A 15,241-nucleotide genomic window follows, 5' to 3' on the forward strand; every position below is an offset into this window, starting at 1 on the left:
TGGCTAGAACCTCTCCGGGTACACGAGGGCGAGGATGAGGTATCCGAGCAGGGAGACGGCCACGAGGAGGCCGACGATGTTTTCGGCGTTCACAGCTTGGTCACCCCCCGGGCGATAAGGGCCACCAGCGCGAAGATCGCGACCGTGGTGACGACGAAGGCCAGATCGGCCACCGTGAGCTCCTGGATGAAGAGGGAAGAAAAGAATCGGCCAGACGGCCGATGACGAGATAACCGTGTCTTCATCCCGGCGTTAAGACGCCTTGACGGTGTCCATACGCCCGTCAGGGAACTCTTAACGCCGCACTTACGCCAAGGGCCGTGATCCGCGCGTCAGCCCTGGTGGGAGAGGCCGGCCGTATCCAGGGCGGCGCCCGCCTGCGCTGCCAGGGCGACCGCCACCAACCGTGTCTCCTCGGAGGGCAGAGGACGGTCCCGCAGCGGGTCGAGGAGGAAACGGCCGTAGTAGTGGCCGCCGCCGGTCACCCGAAGTTCCGTCTCTCCGTCCGGCCAGTCCGCGTACTGCGTGATCCGGCTCCCGCCGCGCAGCCAGAGGCCGCCGCCGTGCTCGAGCCGGGGCAGGTTCCCCATCAGGGTCCCGTACTCGAAGCGGCAGCCGCGCAAGCCCAGCAGGCCGACGAGCTCGCGGCGCACGTACTCGACCACCGCTTCCGGCGAGCCGCCGTCCTCGGCCAGACGGGCGGTCCCCTGGAGGCTCGACAGGTGCGCGGTGTCGGTGACCACGACAGCTTGGAGCCGGCGTGCGCGCACGGCCAGCTGCGAGACGATCAGCCCGACGACGAGCAGCAGGACAGCCGTCTGGATCTCGCCGCCGTCGGCGATGGTGAACCGCTGGTAGGGCCGGGTGAGGAAGAAGTCGAACCAGGCGGCCGCCGAGAGTGCGGCCAGGGCGCCGGCGGCCCGGGTACCGAGTGCGGCGACCGCGACCACGGCGACGACCATGATCAGGGCCTCGTTGGTCGCGGAGAGCTCCGTGCGGAAGGGCACGAGCGCGAGCGCCACGAGGAAGGGGGCCACGAGCGCCGCGAGCAGCACGGCGCGGTCGTGGAGTCGGTACCCGGACATGTGATGCCTCCTGACCGGAGACGCAGGTCCTGACCAGAACCGCTCGGGTCCGGTCAGGGCGGCCTGACACGGCTGCCCACATCAAGCGTGCCCCCGCCGAAGCGGGAGTCACTCTCGCCGGCGAGGTCTTGACGCACCTCATACGAATCTCCGGCCCCGGCGTAAGGAGTGCGTGAAGAGTGGGGCGGCGGCCGTATGGATCGCGCCAAGAGCACTGGTCATCCGGCCGCGCGGTCCGGACGCTGTCCTCACTTTGTCCAACGGAGGAACAAGCGAGATGTCCATACACATGGAAAAGTCGACGACGGCAGGAAAGACGCCGGGCACGGAGGAGCCTCCTGATCCCGGCGCGCGGACGCGAGGGGCCAAGGACCCGCACCGGCTGACCGCCCTCCAGGGCCTGGCCGCACTGTCGCTCGACGCGATGGCCTCCGTCGCCTACGGGCCCGAATCGATCGTGCTGGTCCTCGCCGCGGCCGGCGCGTACGGGATGGGCTTCACGCTCCCCGTCACGCTGGCCATCGCCGCGCTGCTGGCCGTGCTGGTGGCCTCGTACCGGCAGGTGATCGCCGCGTTCCCCGACGGCGGCGGCTCGTACGCCGTCGCCAAGCGGCACCTGGGACGGCGTACGAGCCTGGTGGCCGCGGCCTCGCTGATCCTCGACTACGTGCTGAACGTGGCCGTCTCCGTCACCGCCGGCGTGGCCGCGCTGACCTCGGCCTTCCCGGAGCTGTACCCGGAGCGGGTATGGATCTGCCTCGGGATCCTCGTCCTGGTCACGGCCGTGAACCTGCGGGGGGTCGTGGACTCGGCCAAGGCCTTCCTCGTCCCCACCGCCGTGTTCGTCGGATCGATCCTGGCGATGGTCGTGGTCGGCCTGTTCCGTGACGGTCCGGTCAGCACCGCCTCGGCCGCCGGGCACACCTCCGCGCTGGGCGAAGGAGCCACCACGGTCGGCGCGCTCCTGCTGCTGAAGGCCTTCGCGGCCGGCTGCTCGGCCCTGACCGGCGTCGAAGCCGTCGCCAACGCGGTGCCGTCCTTCCGCGCCCCGGCCGCCCGCCGTGCACAGCGCACCGAGGTGGCCCTCGGCGCCCTGCTCGGCGTGATGCTGATCGGGCTGTCGGTCCTGATCGGCCGCTTCCACCTCCAGCCGGTCGAGGGGGTCACGGTCCTCGCCCAGCTCGCGGACGCGTCCTTCGGTCACAACGCGGCCTTCTACGTCGCCCAGTTCGCCACCATGGTGCTCCTCGCGCTCGCCGCGAACACCTCCTTCGGCGGCCTGCCGGTGCTGATGAGCCTGCTGGCCCGCGACAACTTCCTTCCGCACTTCTTCGCCCTCAAGGCCGACCGCCAAGTGCACCGCCACGGTGTGATCTGGCTGGCGCTCGTGTCCGCCGTACTGCTCGTCTTCTCGGGCGGCGACACCAACACCCTCGTCCCGCTCTTCGCCATCGGCGTCTTCGTCGGTTTCACGATCTGTCAGGTCGGCATGGTCCGGCACTGGAACGGCGAACGCCCCCGGGGCTGGCGGGCCAAGGCGGCCCTCAACGGCTTCGGGGCGCTGCTCACCGGGGTCTCGGCGATCGTCGTGACCGCGACCAAGTTCACCGAGGGTGCCTGGCTGATCGTTCTCGCCCTGCCGCTCATCGTCCTCGCGTTCGAGGAGATCCACCGTGCCTACGCCCGGATCGGGGAACGCCTGGAGCTCGGCCGTATCCCGCAGGCTCCCCGGCGCTCCCGCTCCCTGGTCGTCGTGCCCGTTTCCGGGCTGTCCCAACTGACCTGCAGGGCCCTGACCGCCGCACGCTCGCTCGGCGACGAGGTCCTCGCCGTGACGGTGACCCACCCGGCTCCCGAGGACCGGCAGGCAGCCGAAGCTCTGCGCCGGGACTGGGAGTTGTGGAAGCCCGGTGTCGAGCTGATCGAGCTCTCCTCGGACACCCGCTCGCTCGGCCGGCCGGTATCGGCGTACATCCGAGAGCTGGCGCAGACACATCCGGGAACCCAGGTGACCGTGGTCATCCCGGAGACCGAACCCGCCCACCTGTGGCAGCGGATGCTGCAGAACCAGCGCGGTTCCGTCGTCGCCCACGCTGTCCGCCGCGACACCGACGCCGTCATCTGCCGACTGCGCTTCCGCATCACCGACGACGTGCGCTGACCTGCGTTGACGCATCCCTGACGGATGCTTGACGCAGCTCGTGCGCCGCCGTCAAGACGGCGCCAATTCCTCTGCGTACACGGGGGATAGCTCGACATCGGGCGGTAGTTTCCTGCTTGTTGCGCCGCCGGGGGCCTCGATCACTCACATGACGGCCGAGGGGGTCCATGGAGTGGTCCCCGGCGGCGACACCCTCTCTCACGCACCCCTGCCCGGCTTGTCGGGCAGGGGTGTCTTGCCGAAGCCGAACTCACCAGAAGGTCCTTTCATGGCTCCCGCCGCCTCCGCGCAGCACGTTCCTCCGGGTCTCGGAACCCCTCCCAGGGCTCCGCTCAACCGGCCGTCCCGGAAACGGGCCGGGCAGGCGAACATGCTGGAGCCCGAACTCCTCGCCGCCTCGGCCCGGGAGGCCTTCGCCAAGCTCCACCCGCGCGAACTGGTGAAGAAGCCGGTGCTGTTCGTCGTCGCGGTCGGATCGGTCCTGACCACGCTCTCGGCGCTCGTCCACCCGTCCGTGTTCACCTGGGTGATCAGCGTCTGGCTGTGGCTGACAGTCCTGTTCGCCAACCTCGCCGAGGCCGTCGCCGAAGGCCGCGGACGGGCTCAGGCCGAGTCGCTGCGCAAGGCGCGTACGGACACGGTCGCGCTGCGGCTGGACCACTGGACGTACGGGGCGAACCTGCGGCACGCCGAGACCGAGGCGGTCGCGCCGGCCGAGCTCCAGCCCTTCGACTTCGTCCTCGTCGAAGCGGGGGAGCTGGTGCCTGCCGACGGGGACGTCGTCGACGGGGCGGCGATGGTGGACGAGTCGGCCGTCACCGGCGAATCGGCTCCCGTACTAAGGGAGTCGGGCGGCGACCGGACCGGTGTCACGGGCGGTACGACCGTCCTGTCGGACGCGATCGTCGTACGGGTCACCTCGCGCCCCGGGAACAGCTTCATCGACCGCATGATCGCCCTGGTCGAGGGCGCCACCCGGCAGAAGACCCCGAACGAGATCGCCCTGAACATCCTGCTGGCCGCCCTGACCGTCATCTTCATCCTGATCGTGGTCACCATCCAGCCGATGGCCGCGTACGCGGGCGCCGCCCAGTCCACGACCGTCCTGGTCGCCCTCCTCGTCACCCTCATCCCCACCACCATCGGCGCCCTGCTCTCCGCGATCGGCATCGCGGGCATGGACCGGCTCGTCCAGCGCAACGTCATCGCGATGAGCGGCCGCGCGGTTGAGGCGGCCGGCGACATCAACACGCTCCTCCTCGACAAGACCGGCACCATCACCCTCGGCAACCGCGAGGCCGCGGCCTTCATACCGCTCCCCGGCGTGGACCACATCAAGGTCGCGGACGCCGCCCAGCTGTCCTCCCTCGCCGACGAGACCCCCGAGGGCAGGTCGGTCGTCATCCTCGCCCGGCAGTACGGGCTGGAGCCGGCGGCCGTGGAGGACCTGAGCAACCCCCGGTTCACCGAGTTCAGCGCCCGCACCCGGATGAGCGGCCTGAACCTGAGCTGGGCCAACGGCGCCGGCTGCGCCATCCGCAAGGGCGCCGTGACGCAGGTCTGCGAGTGGGTGGTGGCACGCGGCGGGACCGTACCCGCGGAAGCCGCCACGTGGTCGGCCGCCGTGTCCGAATCCGGCGGCACGCCCCTGCTGGTGGCGGTCCACGACTGGGACGGCCCCCGGGTGCTCGGGATCATCCACCTCAAGGACGTGGTCAAGGAGGGCATCCGGGAGCGGTTCGCGGAGCTGCGCGCCATGGGGATCCGTACGGTCATGGTGACGGGGGACAACGAGCTGACGGCCCGGGCCATCGCGGCCGAGGCAGGTGTCGACGAGTACCTCGCGGAGGCCACCCCCGAGGACAAGTTGGCGCTCATCAAGCGGGAGCAGGAGGGCGGCAAGCTCGTCGCGATGACGGGCGACGGCACCAACGACGCGCCGGCCCTCGCGCAGGCGGACGTGGGCGTGGCGATGAACACGGGCACCTCGGCCGCCAAGGAGGCCGGGAACATGGTGGACCTGGACTCCAACCCCACCAAGCTCGTCGAAATCGTGGAGATCGGCAAGCAACTCCTGATCACCCGAGGCGCTCTGACCACTTTCTCGATCACGAACGACGTCGCGAAGTACTTCGCGATCATCCCGGCCATGTTCGCCGCGGCCTACCCGGGTCTCGGCGCGCTCAACATCATGGGCTTGACCAGCCCCACCTCCGCGATCACCTCGGCGATCATCTTCAACGCCCTGATCATCGTCGCCCTCATCCCGCTCGCCTTGCGCGGAGTCCGCTACCGCCCCGCCTCCGCGCACGACCTGCTGCGCCGCAACCTCGGTGTGTACGGCCTCGGCGGTCTGATCCTGCCCTTCGTCGGCATCAAGCTCATCGACCTGCTGGTGTCCACGATTCCCGGCCTCGGCTGAAGCCCGCCAAGGGCTTCCTTCAGCACAGACCACAGACCACAGACCCGCTACGCCGCCGGTGGGTCTGTCCGTGTTAAGGACACGTCAGGATTGTCTCAGCTGCGTGCATAAGTGATCAGTCTGCGTACGCTGGCTCCGCTGTCGATGTCGATGGCTGATTCTTTGCCGTACGACAGGAGCCCACCACGATGGCCACCCCTGCCCGCACGTCGCGCCTGCGGGCGTGGATGCTGGAAGGCTTGACCGCCGAGAACAGTTCGCCCGCCGCCAAGGAGGCGGCGGCCCAGCCGCACGGCCGTCCCTGGTGGCGGGTCATGTGCCTGACGGGTCTCGACTACTTCTCCACCCTCGGCTACCAGCCCGGCATCGCGGCGCTGGCGGCCGGACTGCTGTCGCCGCTGGCGACCATCGTGCTCGTGCTCCTCACCCTCTTCGGCGCGCTGCCGGTCTACCGGCGGGTCGCGGAGGAGAGCCCGCACGGCGAGGGCTCGATCGCCATGCTGGAGCGGCTCCTGACGTTCTGGAAGGGGAAGCTGTTCGTCCTGACCCTGCTCGGGTTCGCGGCGACCGACTTCCTCATCACCATCACCCTCTCCGCCGCCGACGCCACCGCGCACCTGGTGGAGAATCCGCACCTCACCAGCACCCTCCACGGGCACGAGGTCCTGATCACCCTGATCATGATCGCGCTGCTCGGGGCCGTCTTCCTCAAGGGGTTCAGCGAGGCCATCGGCGTCGCCGTGGTCCTGGTGGCCGTCTACCTCGGTCTGAACGTCGTGGTCGTGGCCGTCGGGCTGTGGAACGTGATGACCGAACCGCACGTCATCACCGACTGGACGACCGCGCTGACCACCGAGCACGGCAACCCGTTCATGATGATCGCCATCGCCCTCATCGTGTTCCCGAAGCTCGCGCTCGGCCTCTCCGGCTTCGAGACCGGCGTTGCGGTCATGCCGCACGTCAAGGGCGACCCCGAGGACACCCAGGCCAACCCGGCCGGCCGGATCCGTGGTGCCAAGAAGCTGCTCACGACCGCGGCCATCATCATGAGCGTCTTCCTGATCTGCTCCAGCTTCATCACCACGCTCCTGATCCCCGCAGACCAGTTCAAGCCAGGCGGCGAGGCGAACGGCCGCGCCCTCGCCTACCTCGCCCACGAGTATCTGGGCTCCGCCTTCGGCACGGTCTACGACATCTCCACGATCATGATCCTGTGGTTCGCGGGCTCTTCGGCCATGGCGGGCCTGCTCAATCTGATGCCGCGCTACCTGCCCCGCTACGGCATGGCCCCGCACTGGGCCCGCGCCCTGCGCCCGATGGTCATCGTGTTCACGCTGATCGCGTTCCTGGTCACCTGGATCTTCAACGCCGACGTCGACGCGCAGGGCGGCGCGTACGCCACCGGCGTCCTCGTCCTGATCACCTCGGCCGCCGTCGCCGTGACCATTGCCGCCCGCCGGGCCGGCGAGCGCGGCTGGACCATCGGCTTCGGGATCATCTCGGCCGTCTTCATCTACACCACGGCCGTGAACGTCGTAGAGCGCCCGGACGGCGTGAAGATCGGCGCCTGCTTCATCGCCGGCATCATGGCCCTCTCCCTCCTCTCCCGGCTCGCGCGCGTCTTCGAACTGCGCGTTACGGACGTGGAGCTCGACGACATGGCGCAGCGCTTCATCCGCGACACGTCCAACCGCACGATCCGCTTCATCGCGAACGAGCCCGACAACCGTGACCTCGACGAGTACCGGCAGAAGAAGGAACAGATCCGCGCGGACAACGACATCCCGCCCGGCGACGACGTCATGTTCGTCGAAGTCACGGTCCTGGACGCGTCCGAGTTCGAATCCGGGATGAGGGTGCGGGGCGAGGTGCTCCACGGCCGCTACCGGGTTCTGACCCTGGAGAGCTCCAGCATCCCCAACGCCCTGGCGGCTTTCCTGCTCCACGTACGAGACGAGACCGGCCAGCGCCCCCACATCTACTTCGAGTGGACCGAGGGCAACCCGATGGCCAACTTCCTGCGGTTCTTCCTCTTCGGCCAGGGCGAAGTCGCCCCCGTCACCCGCGAGGTCATCCGCGAGGCCGAACCCGACCGCGCTCGCCGCCCCCACGTCCACGCCGGCTGACGTCAGGCGACGGGGCGTCAAGAAGCCGACAGGAATCCCGCCGGCTCCTCGACGAGAGGAGGATCCGGCGGGATTCTCACTGCTGTGACCATCGACTGGCGTCCCGACCGCGGCATCCACAGGACCGTACTCGCCCTCGGGGCCGGAGGCCTGGTGGTCGTCACCACCGGCGCTGCCCTCGACGTCATGTGGCTCCTGGGCATCGGCGTCTGGGGGCTCATCGCGGCGATGGTGATCGAGCTCGTCTACCGGCCCTAGAGGGCGTCAGCCGCCGATGTCCCGGCTGCGGAAGTCCTCCAGCGTCTCGCGGCGGACGAGGAGGCGGGCCGTCCCCTCGTGGACCGAGACGACCGCCGGGCGGCCGACGAGGTTGTAGCCGGAGGCCATGGACAGCTGGTAGGCGCCGGCCACCGGTACGGCGAGCAGATCGCCGGGGTGGATGTCGCCGGGCAGTTCCACGGCCTCCGCGAGGATGTCCCCGGCCTCGCAGTGCCGGCCGACGACCGTCGTCGTACGCGGGTGGGCCGTCGAGTGGCGGCCGATGAGGCGGGGCGCGTAGCGCACCCCGTACAGGGCGGGCCTCGGGTTGTCGCTCATGCCTCCGTCGACGGCGACGAAGACCTTCTCGCCGGTGTGCTTCACGGCGAGCACCCGGTACAGGGCGACCCCGGCCGGCCCGACGACGGCCCGCCCGGGCTCGATGAGCAGCCGGGGCACGGTCAGCCCGGCGGCGGCGCAGCCCGCGACGAGCTCCGCACGCAGCCGTCGGGCCAGCGCGGTGAGGTCGAGGGTGGCTTCGCCGGGCCGGTAGGCGATGCCGTGACCGCCGCCCATGTCCAGTTCCGGCAGTTCAGTGCCGTGCATGTCGCGGACGCGGGCCATCAGCCCCACCATCCGGCGCAGGGCCACCAGGTAGGGCTTCACCTCGGTGATCTGCGAGCCGATGTGGCAGTGCAGGCCGGTCAGTTCGAGTTGTGGCTGGCCCAAGATCCGCGTGATCGCGTGCTGCGCGCCCCCATCGGTGAGGGAGAGACCGAACTTCTGGCCGTCCGTGCCGGTGCGGATCTTGTCGTGGCCGCCGGCCGAGACGCCCGGTACCACTCGGACCATGACCTTCTGGCGGCCCTCGAGCCCCACGGCGGCCGCGATCCGGGCGATCTCGGAGGGGCTGTCGATGACGATCCGCCCCACCCCGAGCCGCATCGCGGCCTCGATGTCCCGGGGCGACTTGGCGTTGCCGTGCAGCACGATGCGCTCGGGAGGGAACCCGGCGGTGACGGCGAGCTCCAACTCGCCCGCCGAGCAGACGTCGAGCCCGAGCCCCTCCTCGTCGACCCAGCGCACCATGGCACGGGACAGGAACGCCTTGGCGGCGTACAGCACATGGGCGTCGGGGAAGGCGTCCCGGTAGGTCCGGCAGCGTCCACGGACCTCGGCCTCGTCCAGTACGTAGGCCGGGGTCTCGAAGCGCTCGGCGATCTCGGCGAGGGACACTCCGCCGACGGCCAGGCCGCCGTGCGGGAGCGGGGCCGTGGACGCGGGCCAGATGGACAGTTCGCCGGTGCCGGCCGGTATGCCGGGGAGAACGGTGATGGTCATGGAGCGCTCTCCTTCACGCGGTCCGGGCGGTGGTCTCGGGTGCCTGCGGAAGCGGTGCCCCGACCGGGCCGGCGGTGGCTTCCTCAGCCACCGGGGGTGCGGTGAGGGTCGGGTCGACGGTCAGCAGACGGACTCCGAGGGGCTCGGCCATCGCGCGGAGCGCGGTTTCGGAGAGGCGGATCCAGGAATGGGCCGTACCGAGCGTGGCGGCCAGCCGTTCAGGGCTGGTGAAGCCGACAGCCGTGCGCGTTCCCAGCGGGGTGCGGAACAGCCGCACCACCTGGTGTGCTCCTCCCGACCGGGCGGGCACGTACAGGGGCCCGGCCGGGATCCGTTCTTCAGGCTCGGCGTCGTCGGCGTACTGGAACAAACACATGGGGCCCTCCCTGAGGAACCACGAGTGGCAGGTGGCGCCCCGGCTGCGGGGAGGCGGTCCGGGACGCGTCATCGAACGTATCCCCGCACCTATCCGCCTGTGATCACCCCGTAACGGGTCCCATACGGCGCCCGGCCGACTCCTTACGGATCATTGACGGCGGAACCGGGCTCCGGGCATGCGACCGACGCGCTCGGCCGCGGCCGGACGCGCTGTCAGCAGCAGTCACAGCCGGGCGGGCACGCGCAGTGGTCCTCGGCCTTGCCGGACTCGATCGCGCCGCTGCTGACGGGCACGGGGGCGCAGCAGGACTCCCCGCGCCAGGCGTCACGGCCCTCCTTGACGGCCACGGCGGCGATCACCAGGGCGGCGATCGGGTCGGCCCAGCTCCACCCGAGGAGCATGTTGGCCAGCAGCCCGGCCAGCAGGACCGCCGACAGGTAGGTGCACAGGAGGGTCTGCTTGGAGTCCGCGACGGCGGAGGCGGAGCCCAGTTCGCGGCCGGCGCGGCGTTGGGCGGCCGACAGGAACGGCATGACGGCGAGGGACACGGCGGCCAGGACGATGCCGGTGGGGGAGTGCCCGGCCTCGCCCGTTCCGGTCAGAGCACGGACGGAGTCGACTCCGACGTAGACGGCGAGCGCGAAGAAGGAGAGGGCGATGCTCCGCAGTGCCGTCCTCTCCCTGGCCTCGCGTACCTCGTGCTCCCGGGCGGAGAACTGCCAGGCGACGGCGGCCGCGGAGGAGACCTCGATGACCGAGTCGAGGCCGAAACCGACCAGCGCGGTGGAGGAGACGATCGTGCCGGCAGTGATCGCGATGACGGCCTCGATCACGTTGTAGGTGATGGTGGCGGCAACCAGCAGCCTTATGCGTCGGGCCAGTTGATCGCGGCGGGCCGGGGCCGGCCCGAGGATGGGGAAGCCATCAGCAGCAGCCCTCCTCGGCGGCGTTGGTGCAGGTGCGGTCGGTGTGGACGGCGATGACTGCCGTCCGCAGATCATCCAGGGCGTGGCCGAGCCGTGCGTCGGCGAGCTCGTAGCGGGTGCGGCGCCCGTCGGGCAGGGCGACGACGAGACCGCAGTCCCGAAGGCAGGCGAGGTGGTTGGACAGCCGCGTCCGCGAGACGCCGATGCGGTCGGCCAGATCGGAGGGATACGCGGGTGCTTCGCGCAGGGCGAGCAGCAGCCGGCAGCGGATGGGATCGGCGAGCGCTCGGCCGAACCGGGCCAGCACCTCGATGTCGGGGGTGATCGTCAGCACCGCACCCACAGTACATAGAATCCTGAATTCAGGAAACCATGTACTGATGCCGTGTTCCGTGCGCCGTGGCTTCCCGCGGCTTGCCACAATGACCATGGCCCGCCAGGGCCGAGAAGAACGCCGATCAGCACAACGGGCAGGGAGTCGGACACGGTGTCGCAGGAACCTCGAAGTCCGGTCGAGCGGATGGAAGCCCACCAGATCGCGATCTACCTCGGCGCCATGGCTCTCGGCGGCCTTCTGGGCTGGGCGGCGCCCGCCGCCGGCCCCGGGCTGGAACACGCCATCAACCCGGTCCTCGGCGCCCTGCTGTTCGTCACCTTCCTCCAGGTTCCGGCGGCCGAGCTGCTCCGCTCCCTGCGCGATGGCCGCTTCCTGTCCGCCGCGATGGCCGTGAACTTCATCGTCGTCCCGCTCGTCGTGGCAGCCCTGTACGGGTTCCTGCCCGCCGATCAGGCGGTCCGGGTCGGCGTGCTGCTGGTGCTGCTGTGCCCGTGCGTGGACTACGTCATCGTCTTCAGCGGCCTGGCGGGCGGCGACAGCCGGCGCCTGCTGGCCGCCACCCCGCTCCTGCTCGTCGCGCAGATGGCGCTCCTGCCCGGTTTCCTCTACCTGTTCATGGGCTCGGGCCTCGGAGACATCGTCGACGCGGGGCCCTTCCTCGAAGCCTTCCTGCTGTTGATCGTCGTACCGCTCGTACTGGCCTGGACGCTCCAGACCTGGGCGGCCCGTGCGCACGCCGGCCAGAGGGTGTCCGACGCCGCGACCACCACGATGGTGCCGCTGATGGCGGCCACCCTGATCACGGTCGTCGCCTCCCAGGTCCCCAAGCTGGGCGGCAGCCTCGGCGACGTGGCAGCCGTCATCCCGTTCTACGCCGCCTTCCTGATCGTCATGGCCTTCGCCGGGCGCCTGGTGGCGCGCCTCTTCCGGCTCGACGTGCCCGCCTCCCGGGCCGTCGTCTTCACCGGCGCCACCCGCAATTCCCTCGTCGTCCTGCCCCTCGCTCTGGCCCTGCCCGACGAGCTCGCCGTCGCCGCGGTCGTCGTGGTCACCCAGACCCTCGTCGAGGTCATCGGGATGGTCGTCTTCGTACGCCTCGTCCCCCGCCTCGTCCCCCGCCTGGTCCCCGACCGGGAACCGTTCGCGGGTGGCTGAGTACGGCGACCGCGCTGCTCCCGTCCCTGCTCACCTCCACCCTCGGCGCCGCAGGGGCAGCCCTGGGGGGTGATCGAAGGCCTCTCCGACGCCCTGGCCGGCGCGGCGCGCTTCGGCGACCGGCTCGGCGCCCGGGGCCCGGGGCCCGGTCATCGTCCTGGCCGGCGGCGTCGCCGCGGTCGCCGCTCCTCCACGTACCTGGCTGGGTGGATGCTCCTGGACCTGACCGGGAGGAAGCCGAGGCCGCCCGCTGGGGCATGACGGGATCGCCGACGGTCCTGCTCGACGGCCTCGACCCGTTCGCGGTGGCCGGCGCCCCGGCGAGCGTGTCCTGCCGCCTCTACCGGGACGAGGACGGCCGCGCGGACGGGGCCCCGAGCGTGCAGGCCCTTCGCCAGGCGCTGGCCGGTGCGATTCCCGCCTCGGCGGCAGGGGGACGGAGTGCTGCGAGGGGGATCTGCTGGACCCGATCGGCCGGGCCGGCCGTGGCCGACGTGCCCCGACTGGGCGCGGTCTGCGCGCCGTTCACCAGGCGGTACTGCGGTCCTTCGCCACCGATGGCACGGCTCCCGAGGTCGCCGCACTGGAACCCGTAGCCGCTCTCGCGGGCAGGGCCGCGGCTGAGGTGCTCGCCGAACTGGACCGCGAGGACTTCCTGACCCTCGACGAAGCGGGGCGGATCCGGGCGGCGTACCCCTTCTCGGCGTTCGAGACCCCGCACCGGATCCGGCTGGCGAACGGGGTACGGGTGTGGTCGATGTGTGCCATCGACGCCCTGGGCGTCTCCGCCATGCTCGATGGCCAGGACGCACGGATCTCCTCCTGCGACCCGGTCAACGGCGAGCCGGTGACCGTCACTTTCGCCGACGGGGCCACGCTGTGGGAGCCGGAGGACGCGGTCGTGTTCATCGGCCGCCGCCAAGGCGGCCGCCCAGGGTGAAGTCCGTCAAAGGCCCGTCAGAAGGACATCAGGGCTCTTGAGCCGACGAACGAGGCCCAGTTGGATGGACGACGTGAACATCGGTCAGCGCCACGACGACCGGCCACCGCATCCGGTGCCGCCGGTGCAGCGTCCTGTTCACCTTCCGGTGCGCCACACCCGTTGATTCCCGGCTCACCCCCTTGGGCGGCGCCCGTCGCGATCACCCCGCACCGCGGGACGTGCCGACGCCCCCACGCGATACCCAACGACCCTTCACCGCAGGGCGGCTTCCCGCACAGGGCCGCCGCCGTGCCCTTCCACTGGCGGCGAGGCGGGCGTAACGGCGCAGCCGCTGCGGGTCGTTCCACATGATCGTGACGGTGCGGTGGAGCGAGGAGGAGACGTTGACGACGCGGCCGCCCTGGTCGGTGGTGAGCGCGGGCTCGAGCAGGTTCGTCAGCAGGTAGTGGGCGAGGAAGTTGACCTGGAAGGCGATCTCGTTGCCGTCGGCCGTAAGGGTGTGGCGCGCGGGCGCCGAGATGGCCGCGTTGTTGACGAGTACGTCGAGGCGCGGGTGCTCGCGTACGACCGCGTAGGCCAGGCTCTCGACCTCGTCGAGGTGGGCGAAATCGGCGGCGAACGGCCGCAGGGACGAGTCGTTGATGCCGGCAGTGGTGATCAGCCGGTCGGCCGCGGCCTGCGCCTCATCGGGGGTGCGGCCGTGCAGGAGGACGGTGGCGCCACGCTCGGCGAGCTTGCGGGCGGTCTCGTAGCCGATGCCGGAGGTGGCTCCGGTGACGAGAACGGTACGTCCGGACAGGGAAGAAGGCATGTCGGATTCCTGGAAACGGGGCATGGCCGACCTGCCTGTCGCCCCGACGGGACGCGGGGGTACGGGTTCAGCTCATGCGGAGATGGTGAGGATGCGTACGGTGCCCCGAACACGCCCTTCAGGCGGGCGGTGGCGGGAACGCGGACGACCCGCGGCCGGTCGGCGTAGCGCGGAACGCTGTTCATGAACCCATCCCAGCGCATCCGACCTGCGGGGACAGGATTCTGAACGCGCCCTTGACGCCTCTTTGGCCCGCGCCATCAGGGGTGCGTCAAGATCGATCGCTGCGCGGAAGGAAGGCGTCAAGGAGTGCTGCCCGGGCTGCGTCCACGGGTGAGACTGATGCGGCGACGGACCGGGATGACGGTTCGTGGCGCGCGGCTGGAGGCGCGACCTGAACTCCGTCGAAGGACGGCAAGGTCCGGGCCGTGGGGGGCCGGGCCGACGCACCGCGTGCTGCTCACCCGCCGCACAACACATGAGCCGTCCGGCCCCGGAGTGGGGATTCCGGGGCCGGCGGCTCATGTGGTCTGCGTGATCATCCAGGGACGCCACCGGCCGACAAACGTGCCCGTGGCGGAGCCCATGGACGCGGGGCGCGGTGAGTCCTCCGGGGTGGCGGCGGTCACCCGTGGCTGGGTGCTCCCCATGAACCGGCGCCACGTCCGAAGCCCCCGCCTCTACGGCCTGGGCCAGTTGGTGGCGGGCCTGGCGCTGTGCTGGCAGGTGTTCTTCGGGTTGGTGATCAGCGATGCCGGGACCCGACACTGGGGCCCCCTGACCGGCGGCGCGATGCTGGTCCTCGGCCTCATGGTGATGATGGTGGGCCAGCTGACGGGTGGTGGCAGGGAAGGCAGCGGCACACCGTAGGAACCGGCGCAACGGGGGCTGCCATTCCGTCGGCACCAGCCGCGCTCAAGGGTGCGGGTATGCCGTCGGCGGTGGTGGACTGCGCGCTCTACGAGGACGGGCGCCGGAGGTCCGGTTCGCGTGGATCGGTCTGTACGAGCCCACCGAGGAGCAGCTCCAGGAGGTCGCCGGGGCCTTCGGTCTGCACCCCCTCGCCGTGGAGGACCGAGGTCTTCTCCCCGGACCGCCCGGTGGACGCCGGGCGGATCTACCAGCTCAAGCGCGAGCTCCTCGAATTCAAGCGAGCCGTGATGCCCCTCGCCGGCCCCTGCACCGACTCGGCGAAGGCGCGGTTCCCGGGATTCCGGCGAAGGTCGCCACGTACTTCCGGGACGTGGCCGCGCGCTGCGCCGCAACAAATGGCTCTAGCGATCCGGCCGGCGCGGGG

Annotated in this window: 15 protein-coding genes and 2 pseudogenes; 9 read left to right on the forward strand and 8 right to left on the reverse strand. The window is 70.6% G+C overall.

Annotation, left to right across the window (positions count from 1 at the left end; translation table 11 throughout):
• Positions 1 to 3: 3 nt before the first annotated feature.
• The 3 genes from kdpF to OG247_RS37650 all read right to left on the reverse strand — a co-directional run bounded on the left by kdpF (position 4) and on the right by OG247_RS37650 (position 1,085).
• Positions 4 to 93: a K(+)-transporting ATPase subunit F gene (kdpF, locus tag OG247_RS37640; protein ID WP_327256448.1), complete on the reverse strand. Its 90-nt coding sequence runs from the start codon at positions 91 to 93 to the stop codon at positions 4 to 6.
• Positions 90 to 245 (reverse strand): hypothetical protein, encoded by a 156-nt coding sequence (locus tag OG247_RS37645; RefSeq protein ID WP_266875663.1) that lies wholly within the window; start codon positions 243 to 245, stop codon positions 90 to 92. Before OG247_RS37645 ends, kdpF begins: the two co-directional genes overlap by 4 nt.
• A gap of 87 nt (positions 246 to 332) precedes the next feature.
• The gene (locus tag OG247_RS37650) at positions 333 to 1,085 is read right to left on the reverse strand and encodes a DUF4118 domain-containing protein (protein ID WP_327256449.1); all 753 of its coding nucleotides are present in this window, start codon (positions 1,083 to 1,085) and stop codon (positions 333 to 335) included.
• 277 nt (positions 1,086 to 1,362) lie between these two features.
• Between OG247_RS37650 and OG247_RS37655 the strand changes: the two genes are divergently transcribed.
• The 4 genes from OG247_RS37655 (at position 1,363) to OG247_RS37670 (ending at position 8,052) form a co-directional block, all read left to right on the forward strand.
• Positions 1,363 to 3,246, forward strand: a complete 1,884-nt coding sequence (locus OG247_RS37655; protein WP_327256450.1) for an APC family permease — start codon at positions 1,363 to 1,365, stop codon at positions 3,244 to 3,246.
• 268 nt (positions 3,247 to 3,514) lie between these two features.
• A complete protein-coding gene (kdpB, locus tag OG247_RS37660; RefSeq protein WP_442813511.1) occupies positions 3,515 to 5,668 on the forward strand; it encodes a potassium-transporting ATPase subunit KdpB in 2,154 nt (717 codons plus the stop codon).
• A gap of 188 nt (positions 5,669 to 5,856) precedes the next feature.
• The gene (locus OG247_RS37665; RefSeq protein WP_327256452.1) at positions 5,857 to 7,794 is read left to right on the forward strand and encodes an amino acid transporter; all 1,938 of its coding nucleotides are present in this window, start codon (positions 5,857 to 5,859) and stop codon (positions 7,792 to 7,794) included.
• An 84-nt stretch (positions 7,795 to 7,878) separates the two neighbouring features.
• Positions 7,879 to 8,052, forward strand: a complete 174-nt coding sequence (locus OG247_RS37670) for a hypothetical protein (RefSeq protein WP_327256453.1) — start codon at positions 7,879 to 7,881, stop codon at positions 8,050 to 8,052.
• Between the two features lie 6 nt (positions 8,053 to 8,058).
• Here OG247_RS37670 and lysA read toward each other — a convergent pair whose 3' ends face one another.
• From lysA to OG247_RS37690, 4 genes are all read right to left on the reverse strand, one after another.
• On the reverse strand, positions 8,059 to 9,393 hold the full coding sequence (lysA, locus tag OG247_RS37675; RefSeq protein WP_327256454.1) for a diaminopimelate decarboxylase: 1,335 nt from the start codon (positions 9,391 to 9,393) through the stop codon (positions 8,059 to 8,061).
• Positions 9,394 to 9,406: 13 nt separating this feature from the next.
• Positions 9,407 to 9,769, reverse strand: coding sequence for an SAV_915 family protein (locus OG247_RS37680; RefSeq protein WP_327256455.1), 363 nt, complete (start codon positions 9,767 to 9,769; stop codon positions 9,407 to 9,409).
• Between the two features lie 215 nt (positions 9,770 to 9,984).
• On the reverse strand, positions 9,985 to 10,686 hold the full coding sequence (locus OG247_RS37685; protein ID WP_327257770.1) for a cation transporter: 702 nt from the start codon (positions 10,684 to 10,686) through the stop codon (positions 9,985 to 9,987).
• Between the two features lie 10 nt (positions 10,687 to 10,696).
• Complete coding sequence (locus OG247_RS37690) at positions 10,697 to 11,032, reverse strand: ArsR/SmtB family transcription factor (RefSeq protein ID WP_327256456.1); 336 nt, start codon at positions 11,030 to 11,032, stop codon at positions 10,697 to 10,699.
• 186 nt (positions 11,033 to 11,218) lie between these two features.
• On the opposite strand from OG247_RS37690, the gene OG247_RS37695 reads away from it, so the two are divergent.
• The 3 genes from OG247_RS37695 to merB all read left to right on the forward strand — a co-directional run bounded on the left by OG247_RS37695 (position 11,219) and on the right by merB (position 13,130).
• Positions 11,219 to 12,190 carry an arsenic resistance protein gene (locus OG247_RS37695; RefSeq protein WP_442813686.1) on the forward strand — a complete coding sequence of 324 codons (972 nt, stop codon included), beginning with the start codon at positions 11,219 to 11,221 and terminating at the stop codon, positions 12,188 to 12,190.
• 206 nt (positions 12,191 to 12,396) lie between these two features.
• On the forward strand, positions 12,397 to 12,786 hold the full coding sequence (locus OG247_RS37700) for a hypothetical protein (protein WP_327256458.1): 390 nt from the start codon (positions 12,397 to 12,399) through the stop codon (positions 12,784 to 12,786).
• Positions 12,787 to 12,815: 29 nt separating this feature from the next.
• Positions 12,816 to 13,130, forward strand: a complete 315-nt coding sequence (gene merB, locus OG247_RS37705) for an organomercurial lyase (protein WP_327256459.1) — start codon at positions 12,816 to 12,818, stop codon at positions 13,128 to 13,130.
• A 289-nt stretch (positions 13,131 to 13,419) separates the two neighbouring features.
• Here the strand turns inward: merB and OG247_RS37710 are convergent.
• Positions 13,420 to 13,944, reverse strand: a pseudogene (locus OG247_RS37710) (SDR family NAD(P)-dependent oxidoreductase); the annotation flags it as partial.
• A gap of 573 nt (positions 13,945 to 14,517) precedes the next feature.
• Between OG247_RS37710 and OG247_RS37715 the strand changes: the two are divergent.
• Entirely contained in the window at positions 14,518 to 14,814 is a 297-nt protein-coding gene (locus OG247_RS37715; protein ID WP_327256460.1) for a hypothetical protein, read from the forward strand.
• Between the two features lie 203 nt (positions 14,815 to 15,017).
• A pseudogene (locus OG247_RS44975) lies at positions 15,018 to 15,205 on the forward strand (magnesium transporter CorA); the annotation flags it as partial.
• Positions 15,206 to 15,241: the final 36 nt, after the last annotated feature.

Origin of the sequence: Streptomyces sp. NBC_01244 (assembly GCF_035987325.1) — a bacterium.
Classification (GTDB): domain Bacteria; phylum Actinomycetota; class Actinomycetes; order Streptomycetales; family Streptomycetaceae; genus Streptomyces.

Coding starts and splice junctions, on each gene's coding strand:
- OG247_RS37645 (WP_266875663.1), bottom strand. CDS start 245: ATGAAGACACGGTTATCTCGTCATCGGCCGTCTGGCCGATTCTTTTCT.
- OG247_RS37650 (WP_327256449.1), bottom strand. CDS start 1,085: ATGTCCGGGTACCGACTCCACGACCGCGCCGTGCTGCTCGCGGCGCTC.
- OG247_RS37655 (WP_327256450.1), top strand. CDS start 1,363: ATGTCCATACACATGGAAAAGTCGACGACGGCAGGAAAGACGCCGGGC.
- kdpB (WP_442813511.1), top strand. CDS start 3,515: ATGGCTCCCGCCGCCTCCGCGCAGCACGTTCCTCCGGGTCTCGGAACC.
- OG247_RS37665 (WP_327256452.1), top strand. CDS start 5,857: ATGGCCACCCCTGCCCGCACGTCGCGCCTGCGGGCGTGGATGCTGGAA.
- lysA (WP_327256454.1), bottom strand. CDS start 9,393: ATGACCATCACCGTTCTCCCCGGCATACCGGCCGGCACCGGCGAACTG.
- OG247_RS37680 (WP_327256455.1), bottom strand. CDS start 9,769: ATGTGTTTGTTCCAGTACGCCGACGACGCCGAGCCTGAAGAACGGATC.
- OG247_RS37695 (WP_442813686.1), top strand. CDS start 11,219: ATGGAAGCCCACCAGATCGCGATCTACCTCGGCGCCATGGCTCTCGGC.